The 15,825-nt window shown below is 72.8% G+C and carries 11 protein-coding genes and 1 pseudogene; 4 read left to right on the top strand and 8 right to left on the bottom strand.

Annotated features, from left to right (window positions below; translation table 11 throughout):
* The 3 genes and pseudogenes from ACTWPW_RS24445 to ACTWPW_RS24435 form a co-directional block, all read left to right on the top strand.
* Positions 1-284, top strand: a pseudogene (locus ACTWPW_RS24445) (IS630 family transposase); the annotation flags it as partial.
* 847 nt (positions 285-1,131) lie between these two features.
* Positions 1,132-3,507 (top strand): SCO7613 C-terminal domain-containing membrane protein, encoded by a 2,376-nt coding sequence (locus tag ACTWPW_RS24440; protein WP_443169997.1) that lies wholly within the window; start codon positions 1,132-1,134, stop codon positions 3,505-3,507.
* A gap of 90 nt (positions 3,508-3,597) precedes the next feature.
* On the top strand, positions 3,598-4,326 hold the full coding sequence (locus ACTWPW_RS24435) for a class I SAM-dependent methyltransferase (RefSeq protein WP_375110065.1): 729 nt from the start codon (positions 3,598-3,600) through the stop codon (positions 4,324-4,326).
* A 45-nt stretch (positions 4,327-4,371) separates the two neighbouring features.
* On the opposite strand, the gene ACTWPW_RS24430 is transcribed toward ACTWPW_RS24435, so the two are convergent.
* Complete coding sequence (locus ACTWPW_RS24430; RefSeq protein WP_443169996.1) at positions 4,372-5,571, bottom strand: aminoglycoside phosphotransferase family protein; 1,200 nt, start codon at positions 5,569-5,571, stop codon at positions 4,372-4,374.
* A gap of 359 nt (positions 5,572-5,930) precedes the next feature.
* Here ACTWPW_RS24430 and ACTWPW_RS24425 point away from each other — a divergent pair, with 359 nt between their 5' ends.
* Entirely contained in the window at positions 5,931-6,734 is an 804-nt protein-coding gene (locus ACTWPW_RS24425; RefSeq protein WP_443169995.1) for an endonuclease/exonuclease/phosphatase family protein, read from the top strand.
* An 82-nt stretch (positions 6,735-6,816) separates the two neighbouring features.
* Here ACTWPW_RS24425 and ACTWPW_RS24420 read toward each other — a convergent pair whose 3' ends face one another.
* The 7 genes from ACTWPW_RS24420 to ACTWPW_RS24390 form a co-directional block, all read right to left on the bottom strand.
* Entirely contained in the window at positions 6,817-8,373 is a 1,557-nt protein-coding gene (locus ACTWPW_RS24420) for a phospholipase D family protein (RefSeq protein WP_443169994.1), read from the bottom strand.
* Positions 8,374-8,383: 10 nt separating this feature from the next.
* Complete coding sequence (locus ACTWPW_RS24415; RefSeq protein ID WP_443169993.1) at positions 8,384-9,691, bottom strand: sensor histidine kinase; 1,308 nt, start codon at positions 9,689-9,691, stop codon at positions 8,384-8,386.
* Positions 9,688-10,377: a response regulator transcription factor gene (locus tag ACTWPW_RS24410; RefSeq protein WP_375110070.1), complete on the bottom strand. Its 690-nt coding sequence runs from the start codon at positions 10,375-10,377 to the stop codon at positions 9,688-9,690. The genes ACTWPW_RS24415 and ACTWPW_RS24410 overlap by 4 nt, the downstream gene beginning before the upstream one ends.
* A 93-nt stretch (positions 10,378-10,470) precedes the next feature.
* Entirely contained in the window at positions 10,471-11,808 is a 1,338-nt protein-coding gene (locus ACTWPW_RS24405) for a cation:proton antiporter (RefSeq protein WP_443169992.1), read from the bottom strand.
* Entirely contained in the window at positions 11,765-13,156 is a 1,392-nt protein-coding gene (locus ACTWPW_RS24400) for a cytochrome P450 (RefSeq protein WP_443169991.1), read from the bottom strand. The genes ACTWPW_RS24405 and ACTWPW_RS24400 overlap by 44 nt, the downstream gene beginning before the upstream one ends.
* On the bottom strand, positions 13,150-14,202 hold the full coding sequence (locus tag ACTWPW_RS24395; RefSeq protein ID WP_443169990.1) for an alpha-hydroxy acid oxidase: 1,053 nt from the start codon (positions 14,200-14,202) through the stop codon (positions 13,150-13,152). The genes ACTWPW_RS24400 and ACTWPW_RS24395 overlap by 7 nt, the downstream gene beginning before the upstream one ends.
* Entirely contained in the window at positions 14,202-15,770 is a 1,569-nt protein-coding gene (locus tag ACTWPW_RS24390; protein ID WP_443169989.1) for an NAD(P)-binding domain-containing protein, read from the bottom strand. Before ACTWPW_RS24390 ends, ACTWPW_RS24395 begins: the two co-directional genes overlap by 1 nt.
* Positions 15,771-15,825 lie beyond the last annotated feature (55 nt).

Below are 15,825 nucleotides of genomic sequence, written 5' to 3'. Positions count from 1 at the left end.
GCGCCTGGGCCGCCGCGCACAAGGTCGAGCTGTGCTTCACCCCGACCAGCGCCTCCTGGGCCAACCCGATCGAAGCGCAGTTCGGACCGCTGCGCACCTTCGTGATGAGCAACTCCGACCATCCCAACCACACCGTGCAGACCCGAAAGCTCCAGGCCTACCTGCGCTGGCGCAACGCCAACGCCCGCCACCCCGACGTCCTGGCCTCCCAACGCCGCGAACGCGCACGCATCCGCAGCGAAAAACAGCGCCGCCGGGGACGACCAGCCACCCAAGCCGCATGATCAACCACCACTCCGGTGAACGTTCGTGGCCACCCCACTAGGGACTGAAAAGAGCCATGCTGAGAGCCACCCAGGGTGAGCCGCTGTGACCGAAGTTGAGCTGCCTGGTACATGTTGACCTCTGACTTGATCTAGCCAGTACTGATCAAACCAGTCGGATACTAGTTCGAGTCCAATCGCAGGAGGTGGGTGACAAAGTGAGTGACATCCGGGGTGCTCGGCAGGATCTACTCATGCACAGCAGTGCACACGTTCATAGGCTTGAGCAAGAAAAACGCCTGATCTCATGATCAGCAAGGCTGCTTCACACCGAAGAGGTCACTGGTTCGATCCCAGTATCGCCCACCAAGGTCAAAGGCCACCTTCCCATGCGGGAGGTGGCCTTTTTCGATCTTTGTGCAGCGGTTTCCCAAGAACCCAAGCTGCCATCCAGGCGCCTGAGAGCTTTCCTGGTGGCCTCGTTCGGCGCCTCGCTGGAGATCACGGTGCACCTGAGGCGATTGCTGTCGGGTCCTTTGCCGGCCCTCGCCGCCTGGCGGGTCGACGTGGCGAAAGGGGTCGCGGCCGACCCCGCCAAGCCGGCAGGGCTCGCCCTGCGGTGGACGCTCGGAGTCCCGTGCCGGATGCCTGCTGGTGCTCGTGGTTCCTGATGACGGTGGCTCGCGAGGGCGTCGCGGTGAATTATGGGGTACCTCGACGGGCCTAAGGCGGAGTGTTGGTGCGTGAAAGCGTGAAATGTCCGGACTGTGGGGCGATGTTGTCCGGGACCGGGGTTCAGGAGCCGGTGGCCGAATGCCCGGGGTGTGCGCTGCCTCTGCAGGGACCCGCGGCGCAGGAGCTCTGGCAGGTGGAGCAGGCTCTCGCCGGGCTGAGGGATCAGCAGGTGCGGTTGCAGGCTCGGCGTACGGAACTGCTCGGTGTTCTGCGTGCCGGCGCGGCGGGTGCGGGTGTGGTGCCTCCGTGGGTGGGTGCGGTGCCGCCGTATCCGGGGGCGGCGGCCGGCACGCCCGGTGTCGCGGTGAGGGAGGTCTCGCCGGGGGCCGCGAAGAACGTTCTGCTCATTCTCGGCGGCCTGCTGCTGACGGTGGCGGCGGTGGTGTTCACCGTGGTGAGCTGGGGGCGGCTGGGCATGGGCGGGCGGGCGGCCGTGCTGGCCGGGTTCACCGCGCTGGTCATGCTGGCGCCGGTCGTGCTGACCCGGCGCAGGCTCAACGCGACGGCCGAGACCGTGGCCGGGTTCGCGGTCGCGCTGCTGCTGCTCGACGGCTACGCGACCAGGCAGGTGGGGCTTCTCGGGGTTGACGGCCTCGACGTGCTGCACTACACGGCGGGGGTGCTCGGGCTCACCGCGCTCATCCTGGTGGCCTATGCCCGGGTCACCCGGCTTCGCGGACCCGCTCCGGTCGCCGTGGTGCTGGCGCAGCCGGTCCTGCCGCTCCTGGGCAGCGAATGGCCGGCGACCTGGCTGGTGGCCATGCTGGTGGTCACGGCGGCGCTGGACGTCGCCCTGGTCCGCTACGGCCGGGGGACGGTGCGGGTGACGGCCGCCCTGGCGGGCAGCGGGGTGGCGACTCTCGCTCTCCTGGTCGGCGCGCCGCACGCGCTGGGGTCCCCGTCGGTCGGTCAGGCCCTGGTCAGATCGGTGCCGCTGGCCGCGCTGGCGCTGCTCGGCGGGCTCGTGGCGTGGCTGCTGGTCAGGCCGGGCAAGGCTCAGGGGGAGATCTGGGCCGGCGCGGTCACCATCGGGACCGCGCTCGCGCTGATCGCCGTGCCGGCCGCGCTGGCGCAGCCCGCGCTGGACGGACCGGGTACGGACTGGCGTTCCCTGGCCTACCTCGTCCCGGCACTCGCGGTGGTGCTCGGCGCCGCCCGGTTGCCCTGGCGGAGGGTACGGCTGGCGGGCATGGCCACCGGCGGGCTGGTGGCGCTGGTGACCGTGCTGACGTTGCTGCCTCGGCTCGTGGCCACCCTGGCGGCACCCTTCGCCTGGCTGGACGTGCTCTGGACGGGGACGTGGGACGGACGGCGGTGGCAGCCGTTCGAGATGGTGGCGTGGCCGGCGGACGTGGTGGCGCTGGGCGCGGTGGCGGCAAGCCTGCTGGTGATGGCCGTGTGGGGCACCGGCGGGTCGCCGTTGAAGGCGGCGGACGTGCGTGGCACTGGTGGGTGGTCGTTGAAGGCGGCGGTCGTGCGTGGCGCCGGTGGGCGGTCGGTGCAGGCGGCGGCGGCCGGTGCTCTGGTGTCCGGGGCGGTCATGGTCGCGGTCTTCCCCCAAGCCTTCGCGATGCCCTACCCGGCAGCGGTGGCGGTGCAGGTGGTGGCGGCCGTCGCGGCGGCGGTGGGCGCCGCACTGGGCCGGGCGCCCTGGTGGGCGGTCGCATGCGCGCTCGTCGCCGGTCCGGCCTCGGTACGGGCGGCGGCGTACGCGTTCGGCAGCGAGCCGGCGACGCTGATCGTGCTGCCGATCCTGGCGGTGGCCGCCGCCGTCGTGGCTCTGGTGGCCAGGCTGCGGAAACTCCGGAACTGGGGACTGGGCTTCGCCGCGCTGTTCCTCGGGCTGGAGGCGGTGGCGGTGGGGTTCTCGCTGGGCATGCGCGTCCTGGTCGCGGCGAGCGTGGGGTTCGCCGTGGCGGGGGTGCTGGTGCTCCTCATGTCGCTGCGGGCGGGGTCCGCCGGCGGAGGCGGTGTGAACGCCCCCGCCGGCGGAGGCGGTGTGAAGGGCCTCAGGTACTCGGGTGCCGTCCTGCTGTTGCTGGCCTCGTGGCTGCGGCTGGGGGCCGACGAGGTCACCGTCGTCGAGGCGTACACGGTGCCGTGCTCGCTGGCCCTGCTGGTGTCCGGCTGGTGGCGGCGGCGTGGTGCACCGGTGCCGTCATGGGCGGCCTATGGTGCGGGCCTGTCCTTCACGATGCTGCCCAGCCTGGTGGCGGTCTACGCGGACACGGAGTGGCGGCGGTCGCTCGCGCTCGGGGTGCTGGCGCTCGCGGTGTTGTTCGCCGGAGCCCGGTTCCGGCTCCAGGCGCCCACGGCGATCGGAGCGGTCGTGGTCGCCGGGGTCGCGGTGCGGGAATTGGCCCCGTACGTGTCGGAGATGCTCCTCATGGTGCCGCGCTGGGTGCCGATCGCCGTGGGCGGGCTGCTGCTCGTGGTGGTCGGGGCGACGTACGAGGCACGCATGCGGGACCTGCGCCGGCTGCGCGACACCCTGACGGCGATGGGCTGACGGCCGCCGCCGGAACCACAGCCCCCGGCCGGTGGCGGATTGTGTCGTATGAGGCGGCTCGCCCCGGCTTCGGGAAAGTACCCTTGGCTGATGTTCTCGCCCCAAGGCCCGTCGCTGCGTGAGCTGGCGGTCCAGGCACTGTCCTCGGTCGAGCGCGGTTACGACCTGCTCGCGACGAAGTTCGACCACACGCCCTTCCGCACCCCCGACGGCGTTCTTGACGCGACCGCCGACGCTCTGCGTCCGCTCGGGCCGTTCGAGCGGGGGCTGGACGTGTGCTGCGGCACCGGCGCGGGAGTGCGGGTCCTCGAACCCCTGTGCCGGGGACAGGTCACGGGAGTCGACTTCAGCGCCGGCATGCTCGCGCAGGCGCGCCGGGCACACCCGGACGCCGCGTGGGTACGGGCCGACGTTCGAGCCCTGCCCTTCACCGAGTCCTTCGACCTCGCGGTCAGCTTCGGAGCGCTCGGACACTTCCTGCCCGCCGAACGACCCGCGCTCTTCGCCGGGGTCCACCGTGCGTTACGACCTGACGGGCTCTTCGCCTTCCCGATCGGCGCGCCCCCGCCCATCAGGTCGGGCCGGTACTGGGCGATGCTCGGATTCGACCTGGCCATGCGGGTGCGGAACGCCGTGTGGCGTCCCCCCTTCGTCATGTACTACGGCACCTGCCCGCCACACGCGGTCCGCACCGACCTGGTGGCGGCCGGATTCACCGTGGAGACAGTCCCCTTGACGGCCCTGGGCCGGCGCGAGGACGGCAGCCCGCGGTGCGGGCTCGTCCTCGCGCGGAAAACTCGGGCGTACAGGCACCGGTGACCTCGAAAAGAGCCGGCGCAGCACGATGGACGGTCGGTCAGATCGTCAGCCCGTGATCGCTGCGGAACGCAGGGCGGCGCGGATGCTGGTGACCGGATCGCCGTGGTGGTAGATCCGCTCCGACGGTTCGATGCCGTCCAGGAACTCCTGGTAGCGGACGGCGTAGGTGAGGTCGGACAGCGGCCCGGCGATCGCGAGCGCCCGGGCCGGGTCGCAGCCGGGCAGGTGGGTGGTCCAGGCATCGATCCAGGCCTTGGCGGCGGCGGGTCGTTCGGCGGGGGGAAGCCAGTCGCGGGGCCGTAGCCCGTCCAGCACCGGGTTGCCGAGGTGCGCGTCGGCGAAGTCGACCACGGCCGGCGGGCCGCCGTCGCTGCGCCAGTTTCCCGGGTGGAAGTCGCCGTGCACGACCGTGTCGGGCAGGCCGCACTCGGCCAGCAGGGGCCACCGTTCGACCAGCTCGTACGCGCCCGCCAGTTCCTCGGCGGTCAGCTCGCCGCCCACGTCACCGGCGAGCAGGTCGCGAACCTGATCGGCGATGACGGGTCCGCGCCGGTCCGGCAACCCGGGCGGGATCGCGCCCGTCAGGCGGGCCTGTGCGGCGACCAGTCGCCTCACCGCGCCGGCGACGATCCCGGCGGAGGCGTCCCAGCAGTCCTCGCCGGGAAGGTGCTCCAGCAGGACCCGCCCCGGCCCCGACGCCACGACCGGGGGAACCAGGCTCGGGTCCAGGGCTGCGAACGCGTCGAGGACGGTGGCCTCGTCGGTGGCGAAGTGGGGTGTGGCCTTCAGCCATACCGGCCCCCGGGCGGTGGGCAGGAGAAACAGCCCGGCCAGATTCCAGGTCCGGCGTTGCCGGATCGGCCCGGTCAGCGGTCGCCCGGCCGCACTCAGCGCGTCCGCCGCCCAGCTCAACAGCTCCCGAAGCCCGTCGATCCGCGCCCACGGCGCACGCAGCGGCTCGGGCCTGTCCAGCACCGCGTGGTCGGCCGGCAGCGGAGCCGTCAGCCGCCCGGGCGCGGGCCGCTCCAGCGCTTCGACGTGATAGGTCACATGACCCCCGCGGCCTCCTTCGCCGCCGTCCACGTCCAGCAGGCGCAGCACCAGCACGTCCACGCCGAGCGCTTGGCGCAGGTGGGCGACGACCGGCTGCACGTCGGCCCACCACGGCACGTCCACCGCGAACGGGCCGACGACACCGAGCCGATCCGCACCCGAGGTGATCCATGCGCTGACCGTCCTGTCCATCCGCTCAGTGTGATCGCTCCCTCGCGACCTCCGCCACGCAATATCCGGCCCGCCCAGTGCCCGGTGCGGCGCGTGTTCCGGACGCGGCACCCGCTGCCGAGACCGGCGACGGGACTCTACGCAAAACGGACAAATGCGTACAAGCTGGACGTGGTGGGTAGGGGATGGGGGAGGGATCGATTGCCCCATCCCTCGGACGCCCTGGCTGTGGGAAGTGGTCGGGGCGTCCGAACGTCCGCGAACGGGGGTTCGTCCGGATCGGGCCGGATGCGCGATGGGGTGACGGCCGCGTGAGAGCGTGGTGAACACTTCTCGCGTGCCCTGTCCGGTTTGGTGGTCGGGTCAGCACAATGGCCGCCATGATCCGATTTCCTCTGACACGTTTGCGTGCCCTGATGATGGCCGGCCTGATGGCGGCCGGGCTGGTGGTGTCCCTCTCCGGCGTCGCCATGGCCGACACCCCGCCGTCGCAGGACGCGGCGCGGCCGCCGTACTCGCTGCTCCAGATGAACCTCTGCCTGAGCGGCTATGCCGGCTGCTTTCCCAGGACCCAGTACCCGAAGATCGTCGATGAGGCCGTGGAGCGCATCCAGGCCAACGACGTCAACGCGGTCACCCTCAACGAGGCGTGCAGCGGCGACGTGGCGGAGATCGCCGAGCGCACCGGCTACCACTACCGGTTCGCCACGGTCATCTACAACGGCGCCCCGCTGGCCTGCAAGACGCCGGCCGGGCGGGGCGAGTTCGGCAACGCCGTGCTGACCAAGGAGGCGATCCGGGCTTCCGAGGACGCGCCGTACTCGGTGTTCAGCGGGGTGGAGCAGCGGCGCTGGCTCTGCGTGACGACCGCCCGCGGCGTGGACGTGTGCACCAGCCACCTCTCCACCGACGGCGAGGCGCCCGGGACCGCCAACTCGATCCAGTGCGCCGAGCTCGCCCAGGTGCTCGCCTCCCGCGGCCGGCCGACCATCTTCGCGGGTGACGTCAACCGCCGCTCGTCGTGCGCCCCGCAGGGCCAGTGGACGCTGACCGACGCGGCCGCCACCCAGGCTCCCGGCATCCAGCACGCCTACGGCACCCTCACGGCTCCCACGCTGGAGCTCGAGCGGACCACGTACACCGACCACGACGCGCTCGTGATCCGCGCCGGCCTGCGGAAGTGACCTGACCGGGTGGTCCGGGGTTTTGCTCGCGGACCACCCATCTAGGTGGAGGTGCTGGTGGGGGTGTGTCAGTCGGGCGGGCTCAGAAGTCGCGGGAGCGGCGCAGGGCGGGCGGGCGGCCGTCCGGGTCCACCGCCCACCGGTAGAGCGGCAGCGCCAGCAGCTTCTGCAGCCGCGACAGGTGCGGCGCCGGATGAGAGCGCAGGCGGCCCGGCGGGCGCGGCCCCGTACGGCCGGACGTGTGCCACGTCTCCAGCGCCGACGCCGAGCGGGCGAACGCGTCGAAGGCGGCCACCGGGTCGCACAGGTCGTCGTACCGCTCGGCGGGCAGGTCCAGGTGCTCGGCCATGAGGGACAGGCGCAGCTCCCTGGCGAAGCGCAGCGCCCCGGCCGGCGGCCTGGGGTCCTCCCGCTCGTCCAGCACGGCGCAGCTCAGCTCCGAGTCGTACGTCCACGACCGCAGGTTGACGTTGTCCGAGCCGACCGTGGCCCACACGTCGTCCACCACGCAGACCTTCGCGTGCACGTAGACCGGGACGCCCTGGTGGTTCTCCAGGTCGTAGACGGCCACCCGGTCGCCGCCCGCCCGGCGCAGGCGGCGCAGCGCGTCAGCGCGCCCGATGAGGCTCGCGGGCCCGGCCAGCCAGCCGTCCTGGTCGGGGTGGCGCGGCACGACGACGATCATCCGCAGCTCCGGCTCGCGCTCCAGGGCCCGGGCGAACGGCTCGATCACGTCGGTGGACCACAGGTACTGGTCCTCCAGGTAGATCAGCGAGCGGGCGCGGGTCAGGACCTTGCGGTAGGCGTGGGCGATGCTGCGCTCCCCGTCCGGCGCGAAGGGGTAGCCGTGCCGCCTGGCCGGGTACGTGCGCAGGAGCTGCACGCGGTGGTGGCCGGCCGGCGGCGGGGGCGGGCCGGGGCGCGGCAGGGCGGGGGCGTCGTCGAGGCGGCCGAGGTGGTCGCGCAGGCGCCGCAGCGGGTCGCGGGTCTCGGGCGCCGGGTCGTCCCAGCGCTCGCAGAACACCCGCTCCACCTGCTCGACGGCGGGGCCGCGGATGGCGAGCTGGATGTCGTGCCAGGGCGGGCGCGGGCCGTACACGTCGGGCATCGGGGCGCGCTGCGGGTCGCCCACGTGGGAGGCGTCGTCGCGGCGGCTGTGGCACAGGTCGATGCCGCCGACGAAGGCCACGTCCCGCTCGGGGTCGCGGTCGTGGCGCAGGATGACGAACTTCTGGTGGTGCGAGCCGCCCACGGCGGTACGCGTGTCGAGCAGGGCCTGGCCGCCGGTGTTCTCGATCTCCTGGCCGAGGTGGCGGTTCTCGGCGGAGCTGAAGCGCAGCAGGTCGAGGTGGGATCGCCAGATCAGGCCGCGTACGAGGGCGCCGCGCCCGGCGGCGGCCGCCATCGCCGCGCCCACGCTCGGCCCCTCCGGGGTCAGGCGCTCGTCCGGGTCACCGCGCCAGTCGGCGAACAGCAGCAGGTCGTCCTTGCCCAGCTGCTCCAGACAGGTGTGCAGCTCGGCGAAGTAGGCCGCGCCGTGGACCAGCGGGCGCACCTCGTTGCCCTCCGACCACGGCTCGAGGTCGGTCGCGGCATTGCCGCGCTCCTCCCCGGTGAGGAACCAGTCCTGGATGCGCATCCGATCCTGGCTACCCCGGCAGCGGGGGCTGATACCTCTGCCACGCCGGTTCCGGGGCCGGCTCGGCGGTCGTGCCGGTGGGGTCGGCGGGCAGCCGTACGGTGAACGTCGCCCCGCCGCCCGGCCGGCCGTCGGCGGCGATCGTGCCGTCGTGGCCGTCCACCACCTCCCGTACGAGCGCCAGCCCCAGCCCGAACCCCGTCCCCTCGAACCTGGCGAAGAGCCGCTCGGCGTCCTCGGGGTCCAGGCCCAAGCCGTCGTCCCGGACGGTGAGCTCGACCACGGACGGCTCCCTGGACAGCGTCACCCAGATGTGCCCGCCGGCGCTGGTGTGGCCGAGCGCGTTGTCCAGGAGGGCCGAGATCACCCGCCGCAGGGCCGACTCCACGCCGCTCACGACGTGGTCGCCCGGCCCGTCGCAGCGCACCTCGACGGCCACCCCCCGGATGGCGGCCCTGGCCTCCTCCGCCTCGGCCAGCTCGGCGGCCAGCACGGCCAGGTCCACCGGCCCGAACGGCCGGCGCAGCTGCTTGAACTGGGCGGACCTGAGCAGGTCCTCGACCACCTCGCCGAGCTGCCTGGTGCCGGCCACGAGCTGGTCCACCTCGTCGATGAGCAGGATCGGGTCGGTCCCCCCGCGCAGCCGCCGCGACAGGAGCTGGGCGCGGGTGTGCAGGCGGGTCAGCGGGGTGCGCAGCTCGTGGCTGACGTCGGCGGCGAAGCGGCGCTGGCGGGCCAGGGCCTCGCCCAGGGGCGCGATCGCGCGCCGGGAGACGACCTGGCCGACCAGCAGCGCGGCCAGCAGCCCGGCGATCTCCGCGCCGGCGAGCGTGCGCAGCAGCCGCTGCCGCTCGGCGGCCGGGTGTCGCAGGTCCAGCACGGCCTGGACCGTCGTGTAGCCGCGCCCGCGCGTGTGGACCAGGTAGTCGCGCCCGGCCACCCGCACCTGCGCGAGCCGCGGCCCGCCGCCGGCGGCCACCTGGTCGAGGGACGCCCGGACGGGGAGCGACGCCGGGGCGCCGGGGGAGGCGCGGACGGTGCCGTCGGCGTGCAGCTCGAAGAGCCACATGCAGGGTGGCGGCTGCCCGACGGGCGAGCCCTCGGCGGCGGCGGCCAGCTCGCGCCTGGCCGCGTCGTCCTGGCTGTGCACCATGGCGCAGTAGACGAGCACGCCCACCAGCGCCAGGACCACGGAGATCGCGCCCGCCACCTGCACGGTGAGCCGGCGCCGGGCGCGGACGAGCAGCCGCCGGTCGGGATCGGGCCGCCGGCTCCGGTCCGGGCCCGCCGGGCCGCGCCAGGGCGTGGTGAGGCTCATAGCCGCCCCAGGCGGTAGCCCACCCCTCGCACGGTGTACACGACCCCGGAGCCCAGCTTGTTGCGCAGGTAGTAGACGTAGGTGTCCACGATCGATTCCTTGTTCGCCCCGTCGAAGACCCGCTGGCGCAGCGACCTGCGGGTGTGCACCTGCCGGGGGCGGGCGGCCAGCGCGCTGAGCAGCCGGCACTCCTGCCCCGACAGCGTCACCTGCTCCCCGGTCGGCAGCCGTACGATGTGGGACTCGGCGTCCAGCCAGCCCGCGCCCAGCGGCAGCAGCCGGGCCAGGTCGATGTTGCGGCGGTGCAGCGCGCGCACCCTGGCCAGCAGCTCGTCGATCTCGAACGGCTTGACGAGGTAGTCCTCCGCGCCCGCGTCCAGCCCGGCGACCCGGTCGGCGACCGAGCCGAAGGCGGTGAGCACGAGCACCGGCACGGTGACCGCCTGCCGCCGCAGCCGCCGCAGCAGGTCGATGCCGTCGAGCGAGGGCAGGCCGCGGTCGACGATGAGCACGTCGTACGCGCGGCTCAGGCCCAGATGCAGCCCCCGCTGCCCCTCCAGCGCCAGATCGACCGTGTAGCCCTGTTCGGTGAACAGGTCGACCAGCATGTTCCCCAGTTCGCGATCGTCTTCGACGAGCAGCAGCCGACGGGAGGGCAGGTCGGCCGTGCCCGATGTCCCAGCCACGAGACCACCGTTACACCACTGCCGGGGATTTACCAGGTCCACTGAACCATTGGCCCCGCCCGCGAACCGGCCACTCCCCGCCCACCTGCGCGATCACGAGGAATTGGACCTGACTTCGACCGGTGGATCGACGGGTGCCACGGTCTTGGCGTCGCGTTCGAGGCGGTCGGGCAGGGCGAGCTTGTACAGGGGCAGGGCGGCCGCGGTGGTCAGCACGGCCACGAGCACGAGCATGGCGAACAACTCCTGCGTGATCATGCCCTGGGCCAGGCCGATGTTGATGAAGATGAGGATCATCAGCCCCCGGGCGTTCATCAGCGCCCCCACCGCGTACGACTCGCGCCGGCCGAACCCGAGCCCCCTCATCGCCAGCGAGCACCCGAAGTACTTCCCGGCGAACCCGGCCAGCAGGATCACCCCGAAGGCCAGCAGCATGGCCCCGCCCGCGATGCCGCCGAGCTGGGTGTTCAGCCCGGAGAAGGTGAAGAACGTGGGCAGCAGCAACGTCGAGACGACCTCCATCATCCGGCTGTGCAGGGCCTGGCGGAAGGCGGGGTCGCGGGGCATGGCCAGGCCGGCGAAGAAGCCGCCGAAGACCGCGTACACGCCGATCCAGTCCGTCAGCCAGCCGGCCGCGAGCGGGATGAGGATGACGGCGTACATGGCGCCGGGGCCGAGCCGGCCGGTGCGCGCGACGGTCCGGCCCATCGGGCGCAGCATGGGGGCGACCACCTTCAGCATCACGACGGCGAACAGCGCGGTCAGCAGGATGGTGGGCAGCGCGCCGGTGGCGCCGTCGCCGAGGTGCATGGCCGACAGGACGGCCAGGAGGCACCAGGCCAGGGCGTCGTCGATGGAGGCGGCCAGCAGGGTGAGCCGGCCGACGGGGCTGTTCTCCAGGCCCCGCTCGTACAGGATCCTGGCCAGCATGGGGAACGCGGTCAGCGACAGGGCGCCCCCGACGAACAGGGCGAACTGGAACGGGGGCACGTCCGGGCGGGACAGCAGGTCGTACACGAGGAGGCCGGCGCCGAAGCCGAGCAGCAGCGAGGGGACGATCCCCGACGCGGCCAGCACGGACGCCTTGCGGACCTCGCCGGGCGTCTGGGCGCTGTGGTCGAGGCCGGCCCCGACCAGGAACATGTAGAGGGTCAGGCCGATGGTGCTCAGCACGTACAGGATCGGCCGGACCTCCGGCGGGAACAGGGTCGCCTGCGCCTCCGGGAAGAGCCAGCCGAACAGCGTGGGCCCGAGCAGGACACCGGCGACCATCTCGCCGAGCACGCGCGGTTGCATCACCATGAGGGCCAGCCGCCCGCAGATCGCCGCGGCGATCAGGATGACGACGAGTGCGGGCAGGACCTTCAGGATGAGGGCGAGGTTCGGGTCAGGAGCCGTGACGAGAGTCAGGGCGGGAGTCAGAACGGGCATGCCGGTTCTCCGGTTCAGAGGTGAAGTGGTGTTCGCACAGCCGCTGCCGGCGCGCGTCCCAGACCATGTAGCTGCCGAGGACGAGCTGCACCAGGCCGCGCCAGACGTCCTCCCAGCGGTCGCGCACCCGCAGGTACGCCAGGGCGCGGCGGGGGCGGTGCGGAGCGTCGAGAGGGGTGAGCAGGCAGGGCCCCCGGCTGGGCAGGGACCTGGTGTGGGAGACGGAGGAGTCCAGGACGTAGCGGTCGAGCACCTCCCGGGCCACCGCCCGCATGGCGATCGGCGCCAGCCGCCAGGCCGGGCAGGGCCGGTTGGCAGCCACGCCGAACGGGAGGTGGTTGAGCTCCTTGACCGGCCGCTCGGAGCGGGCGGGGTCGAAGCGGTCCGGGTCGAAGCGGTCCGGGTCGGTGAAGCCGGCGCGGTGGAACTCCGGGTAGTTGAAGCAGAGCACCGAACCGGTGGGGATCGTGGTGTGCTCGTCGAGGCGGATGTCGCCGGTGGTGACGCGGTGGGCGATGCCGAACAGCGGGTAGAGCCGCATCGTCTCGGCGATCACCTGGTCGAGGTAGCGGGCGTCGCCCGTACGCGCCCTGTGCTGCACGTCCGGGTGCCGGGCCAGGACCAGCAGCAGGTGGGCCATCGCCTCCGACATCTGCACGACGGCGGTGTTGAAGAAGGCGCCCTGCAGGTAGTGCGCCTGCTGCAGGGGCGTCAGGCCGGGCGGGAGCGGCACGCGCACCCGGGACAGCCGGCCGAGGAGATACCGGGTCAGGCGCTCCCGGCGGTCCATGTGCCGCAGGCCCGTGCACTTGAGCGAGGTGACGACGTCGTTCGCGTTGGCGGCGATCAGGTCGCGGGCCGCGCGCGGGCAGGGCTCGGCGAAGACCAGCTCGTACGAGAACTCCGCCCACAGCGGCATCATCAGGTCCCGCAGCCGCACCAGGCCGCGCACGCCGTCGAGCGTCCGGGCCGCGCAGCGGCGGGCGAGCTCCTCGGCCTCGGCCCGTGGCACGGCGAGCAGGGCGCGGGTGACGCGGGCCACGGCGTCGTAGCGCTCGCCCGCCTCCAGGTGCTCCTGGTGCATCTCGGGGCCGGGCGACAGCCAGTACCAGAACAGGTCCGACAGCGCGGCCCCCTCGCTGCGCCCGCCGGCGGCCGGGTGCGAGTAGACCTCCCTGAACCGGTCCACCCCGACCAGGTCGCCGGGCACGGGGATGCCCTCGTCGCCGTTGATCCGGGCGAACACCCGCGCCCGCAGCGCCACGATCCGGTCCGGCAGCCACCACGGCAGGCTCACCACGACGACGAGCAGGGCCGGCGTGCCCAGCACGATCAGCGTGGTCAGCACGGCCGTCGCACCATGCCCGGCTCGAGGTCGTGGATCGAGGCGCAGCCGCACAGCGTGAGGGCGTGCTCGACCTCCGCGCGCAGCAGCTCCAGCACGGCCGTCACGCCCCGCTCGCCGTCCGCCGCCAGACCCCAGACCACCGGGCGGCCGACCGCGACGGCGGCGGCGCCGAGCGCCAGCGCCTTCAGCACGTCGGTGCCGCGCCGCACGCCGCCGTCCAGCAGCACGGGCACGGCCCCGCCGACCTCCGCCACGATGTCCGGCAGCAGGTCGATCGTGGCCGCGACGCCGTCGAGCTGCCGCCCGCCGTGGTTCGACACCATGATCGCCGAGGCGCCGTGATCGAGCGCGAGCCGCGCGTCGGCCGGGTGCGTGATGCCCTTGAGCACGATCGGCAGATCCGTCATGCGCCTCAGCGCGCCGAGGTGCTCCCAGGACAGCTCCGGCCACATGACGATCGGGCGCACCCGGTCCCCGCGAGCCCCGTCACGCAGGTTCTCGCAGCACAGGTGGTCGGGCAGGTCGTGGAAGCCGTTGCGCAGGTCCCGCTCCCGCCGGCCGAGGACCGGCGAGTCCACGGTGACCACCAGCGCCCTGCAGCCGGCCGCCTCGGCGCGGCGGACGAGCCGCTCGGTGAAGGCCAGGTCCGGCTGCACGTAGAGCTGGAACCACAGCTCGGCGCCGGGCGCCGCGGCCGCCACGTCCCCGATCGCGACCGTGGCGGCCATGCTCACGATCATGATCGTCTCGGTGGCGGCCGCGGCCCGCGCGGTGGCCCGCTCGCCCTCGGTGTCGGCGAGGCGGTGGAACGCCGTCGGCGCCACCAGCACGGGAGCCGCCGCGCGGCTCTCCAGCAGGGTCAGGTCGGTCTGGAGCTTGCCGGTGCCGCGCAGCACCCGGGGCACCAGCCCGAGCCGCCCGAACGCGGCCTCGTTGGCCCGCACGGTGACCTCGTCACCGGCGCCGCCCGCGAAGTAGTCGTAGTGCGCGGGGTCGAGGCGCTCGCGGGCGGCGGCCTCGAACTCGCGCAGGTTCCGCCGGTCCATCAGGCCGGCACGGAGGACGTACGGTCGGCGAAGAAGGCCCGGAGCGGCTCCACGTGGACCTCCGGGGAGTCCCACTCGTTCTCCAGGTTCTCCGTGATGTGGTGGGCCACGGGGGGCTCGCCGGGGAGGTGGTGGCGTACGACGGGATGCAGGTAGTGGCCCTCGTGCGCGCGGGCCGAGTCGCTCTGGCTGATGCGGCCGACCTCGATGTCGAACGGGTCGACCTGGTCGTGCTCGGGCCCGTACTCCAGGGTGATCGTGAAGTGGCCGCGGTCGCCGATCGGCGGGCCCTGGAGGTCGTGCGGCAGCTCCTCCAGGTAACGGGCGGTGTCGCCGTCGACGACGATCACGTCGGCCAGCAGACCGAACTGCTGCCACAGGGCCGAGGTCCGGTTGACCCGCCCGATGACCGCCTCCGCGAGCGCCGCCGGGTTCGCCGGGAGCACCCGCGCGGGCCAGGGGACGTCGTGGTGGCGGGACTCCAGGACGCGGTGCAGGGCGCGGGCGCCGTAGCGGAAGCCGTGGATGAAGCCGCTGGTGCCGTGCCGGAAGTCGCGCGACTGGGTGATGGTGCCGGCGAAGTACAGGTCCGGCACGTTGACCGACTCGTACGCGGGCGTGAGCGCCGGGAACCTGCCGTTGATCACCAGGTCGGGCCGGCACTCGTCGGCGAAGATCGAGGCGTCGAAGCGGAACCCGGTGCAGACGATCACGCGGTCGTACGGGATGTCCTTGGTGACCTCGTTGACCCGGGCGAAGGCCACCGTCACCAGGTACGTGCCGTCCGGCTGCCGCTCGATCCGCCTGACGTCGCCGTCGAGCAGCGCGTTCTGGGACTTGAGCTGGTAGGTGTCGAGCAGGCCGTTGTTGACCGCCCGCAGGTGCCCCACGTAGTGCGTGCGCCAGGCCATGCGCAGCGAGTGCGGGCCGGACACGTGGATGACCGCGGCCGTCTCGATCAGGTTGTCGGCCGTCTCGAACCCCGAGTTGCCCTTGCCGATGATGAGCACCCGCTGGTTGACGTAGTGGGCCGGGTCGGTGGAGGCGGTGCCGTACGTGTCGGCCGTCTCGATGCCCGGGATGGGCGGGATGTTGGGCCTGGTCACACCGGTCGCCACGACGAGCCGGTGGGCCTCGTACGTGCGGCCGTGGTCGTCGGTCACCCGGAACGGCCCGGTCGGCGGGCCGGGCCGGTCCACCCGGACCACCGGCGAGTCGTAGGAGATCCGCAGCCCGCACTTCCCGGCGAAGTCGCCGAGGTAGCGGACCATGTCGTCGGCGTGCGGGAAGTACCGGTCGCTGTAGCGCGTGAACAGCAGGCCGGGATCGTCCGACAGCAGCGAGTTCCAGTCCATGCGCAGGTTGAGCTCGGGATCGTCCCAGCCGGTGTGCTTCTTGTTGATCGAGATGAGCGTGCGATGGCGCGGGAAGGTGCGGAAGAACTGGCCCGGTTCCGGACCCGCCTCCAGGATCCGGTACGTCCGGCCCGCCCGGTGCAGGAAGTAGCCGAGCTGCAGGCCCGCGGGCCCGGCGCCGATCACCAGGTAGTCCAGGGTGTTGTCCGGCACTGACGCCTCCGTCACAGCGAAGTGGTTGAAATGACAACATCAGTGTTGGCGGGCA

The organism is Nonomuraea sp. KM90, from assembly GCF_052246675.1.
In the GTDB taxonomy this organism is placed as follows: domain Bacteria; phylum Actinomycetota; class Actinomycetes; order Streptosporangiales; family Streptosporangiaceae; genus Nonomuraea.
Note: the sequence above shows the minus strand (reverse complement) of the source record. Positions and strands in the feature narration are given on the sequence as shown.

What these genes read in the sequence shown, in the direction of transcription:
- ACTWPW_RS24435 (WP_375110065.1), top strand. Translation starts at nt 3,598, where the DNA reads ATGTTCTCGCCCCAAGGCCCGTCGCTGCGTGAGCTGGCGGTCCAGGCA.
- ACTWPW_RS24430 (WP_443169996.1), bottom strand. Translation starts at nt 5,571, where the DNA reads ATGGACAGGACGGTCAGCGCATGGATCACCTCGGGTGCGGATCGGCTC.
- ACTWPW_RS24425 (WP_443169995.1), top strand. Translation starts at nt 5,931, where the DNA reads ATGATCCGATTTCCTCTGACACGTTTGCGTGCCCTGATGATGGCCGGC.
- ACTWPW_RS24420 (WP_443169994.1), bottom strand. Translation starts at nt 8,373, where the DNA reads ATGCGCATCCAGGACTGGTTCCTCACCGGGGAGGAGCGCGGCAATGCC.
- ACTWPW_RS24415 (WP_443169993.1), bottom strand. Translation starts at nt 9,691, where the DNA reads ATGAGCCTCACCACGCCCTGGCGCGGCCCGGCGGGCCCGGACCGGAGC.
- ACTWPW_RS24405 (WP_443169992.1), bottom strand. Translation starts at nt 11,808, where the DNA reads ATGCCCGTTCTGACTCCCGCCCTGACTCTCGTCACGGCTCCTGACCCG.
- ACTWPW_RS24395 (WP_443169990.1), bottom strand. Translation starts at nt 14,202, where the DNA reads ATGGACCGGCGGAACCTGCGCGAGTTCGAGGCCGCCGCCCGCGAGCGC.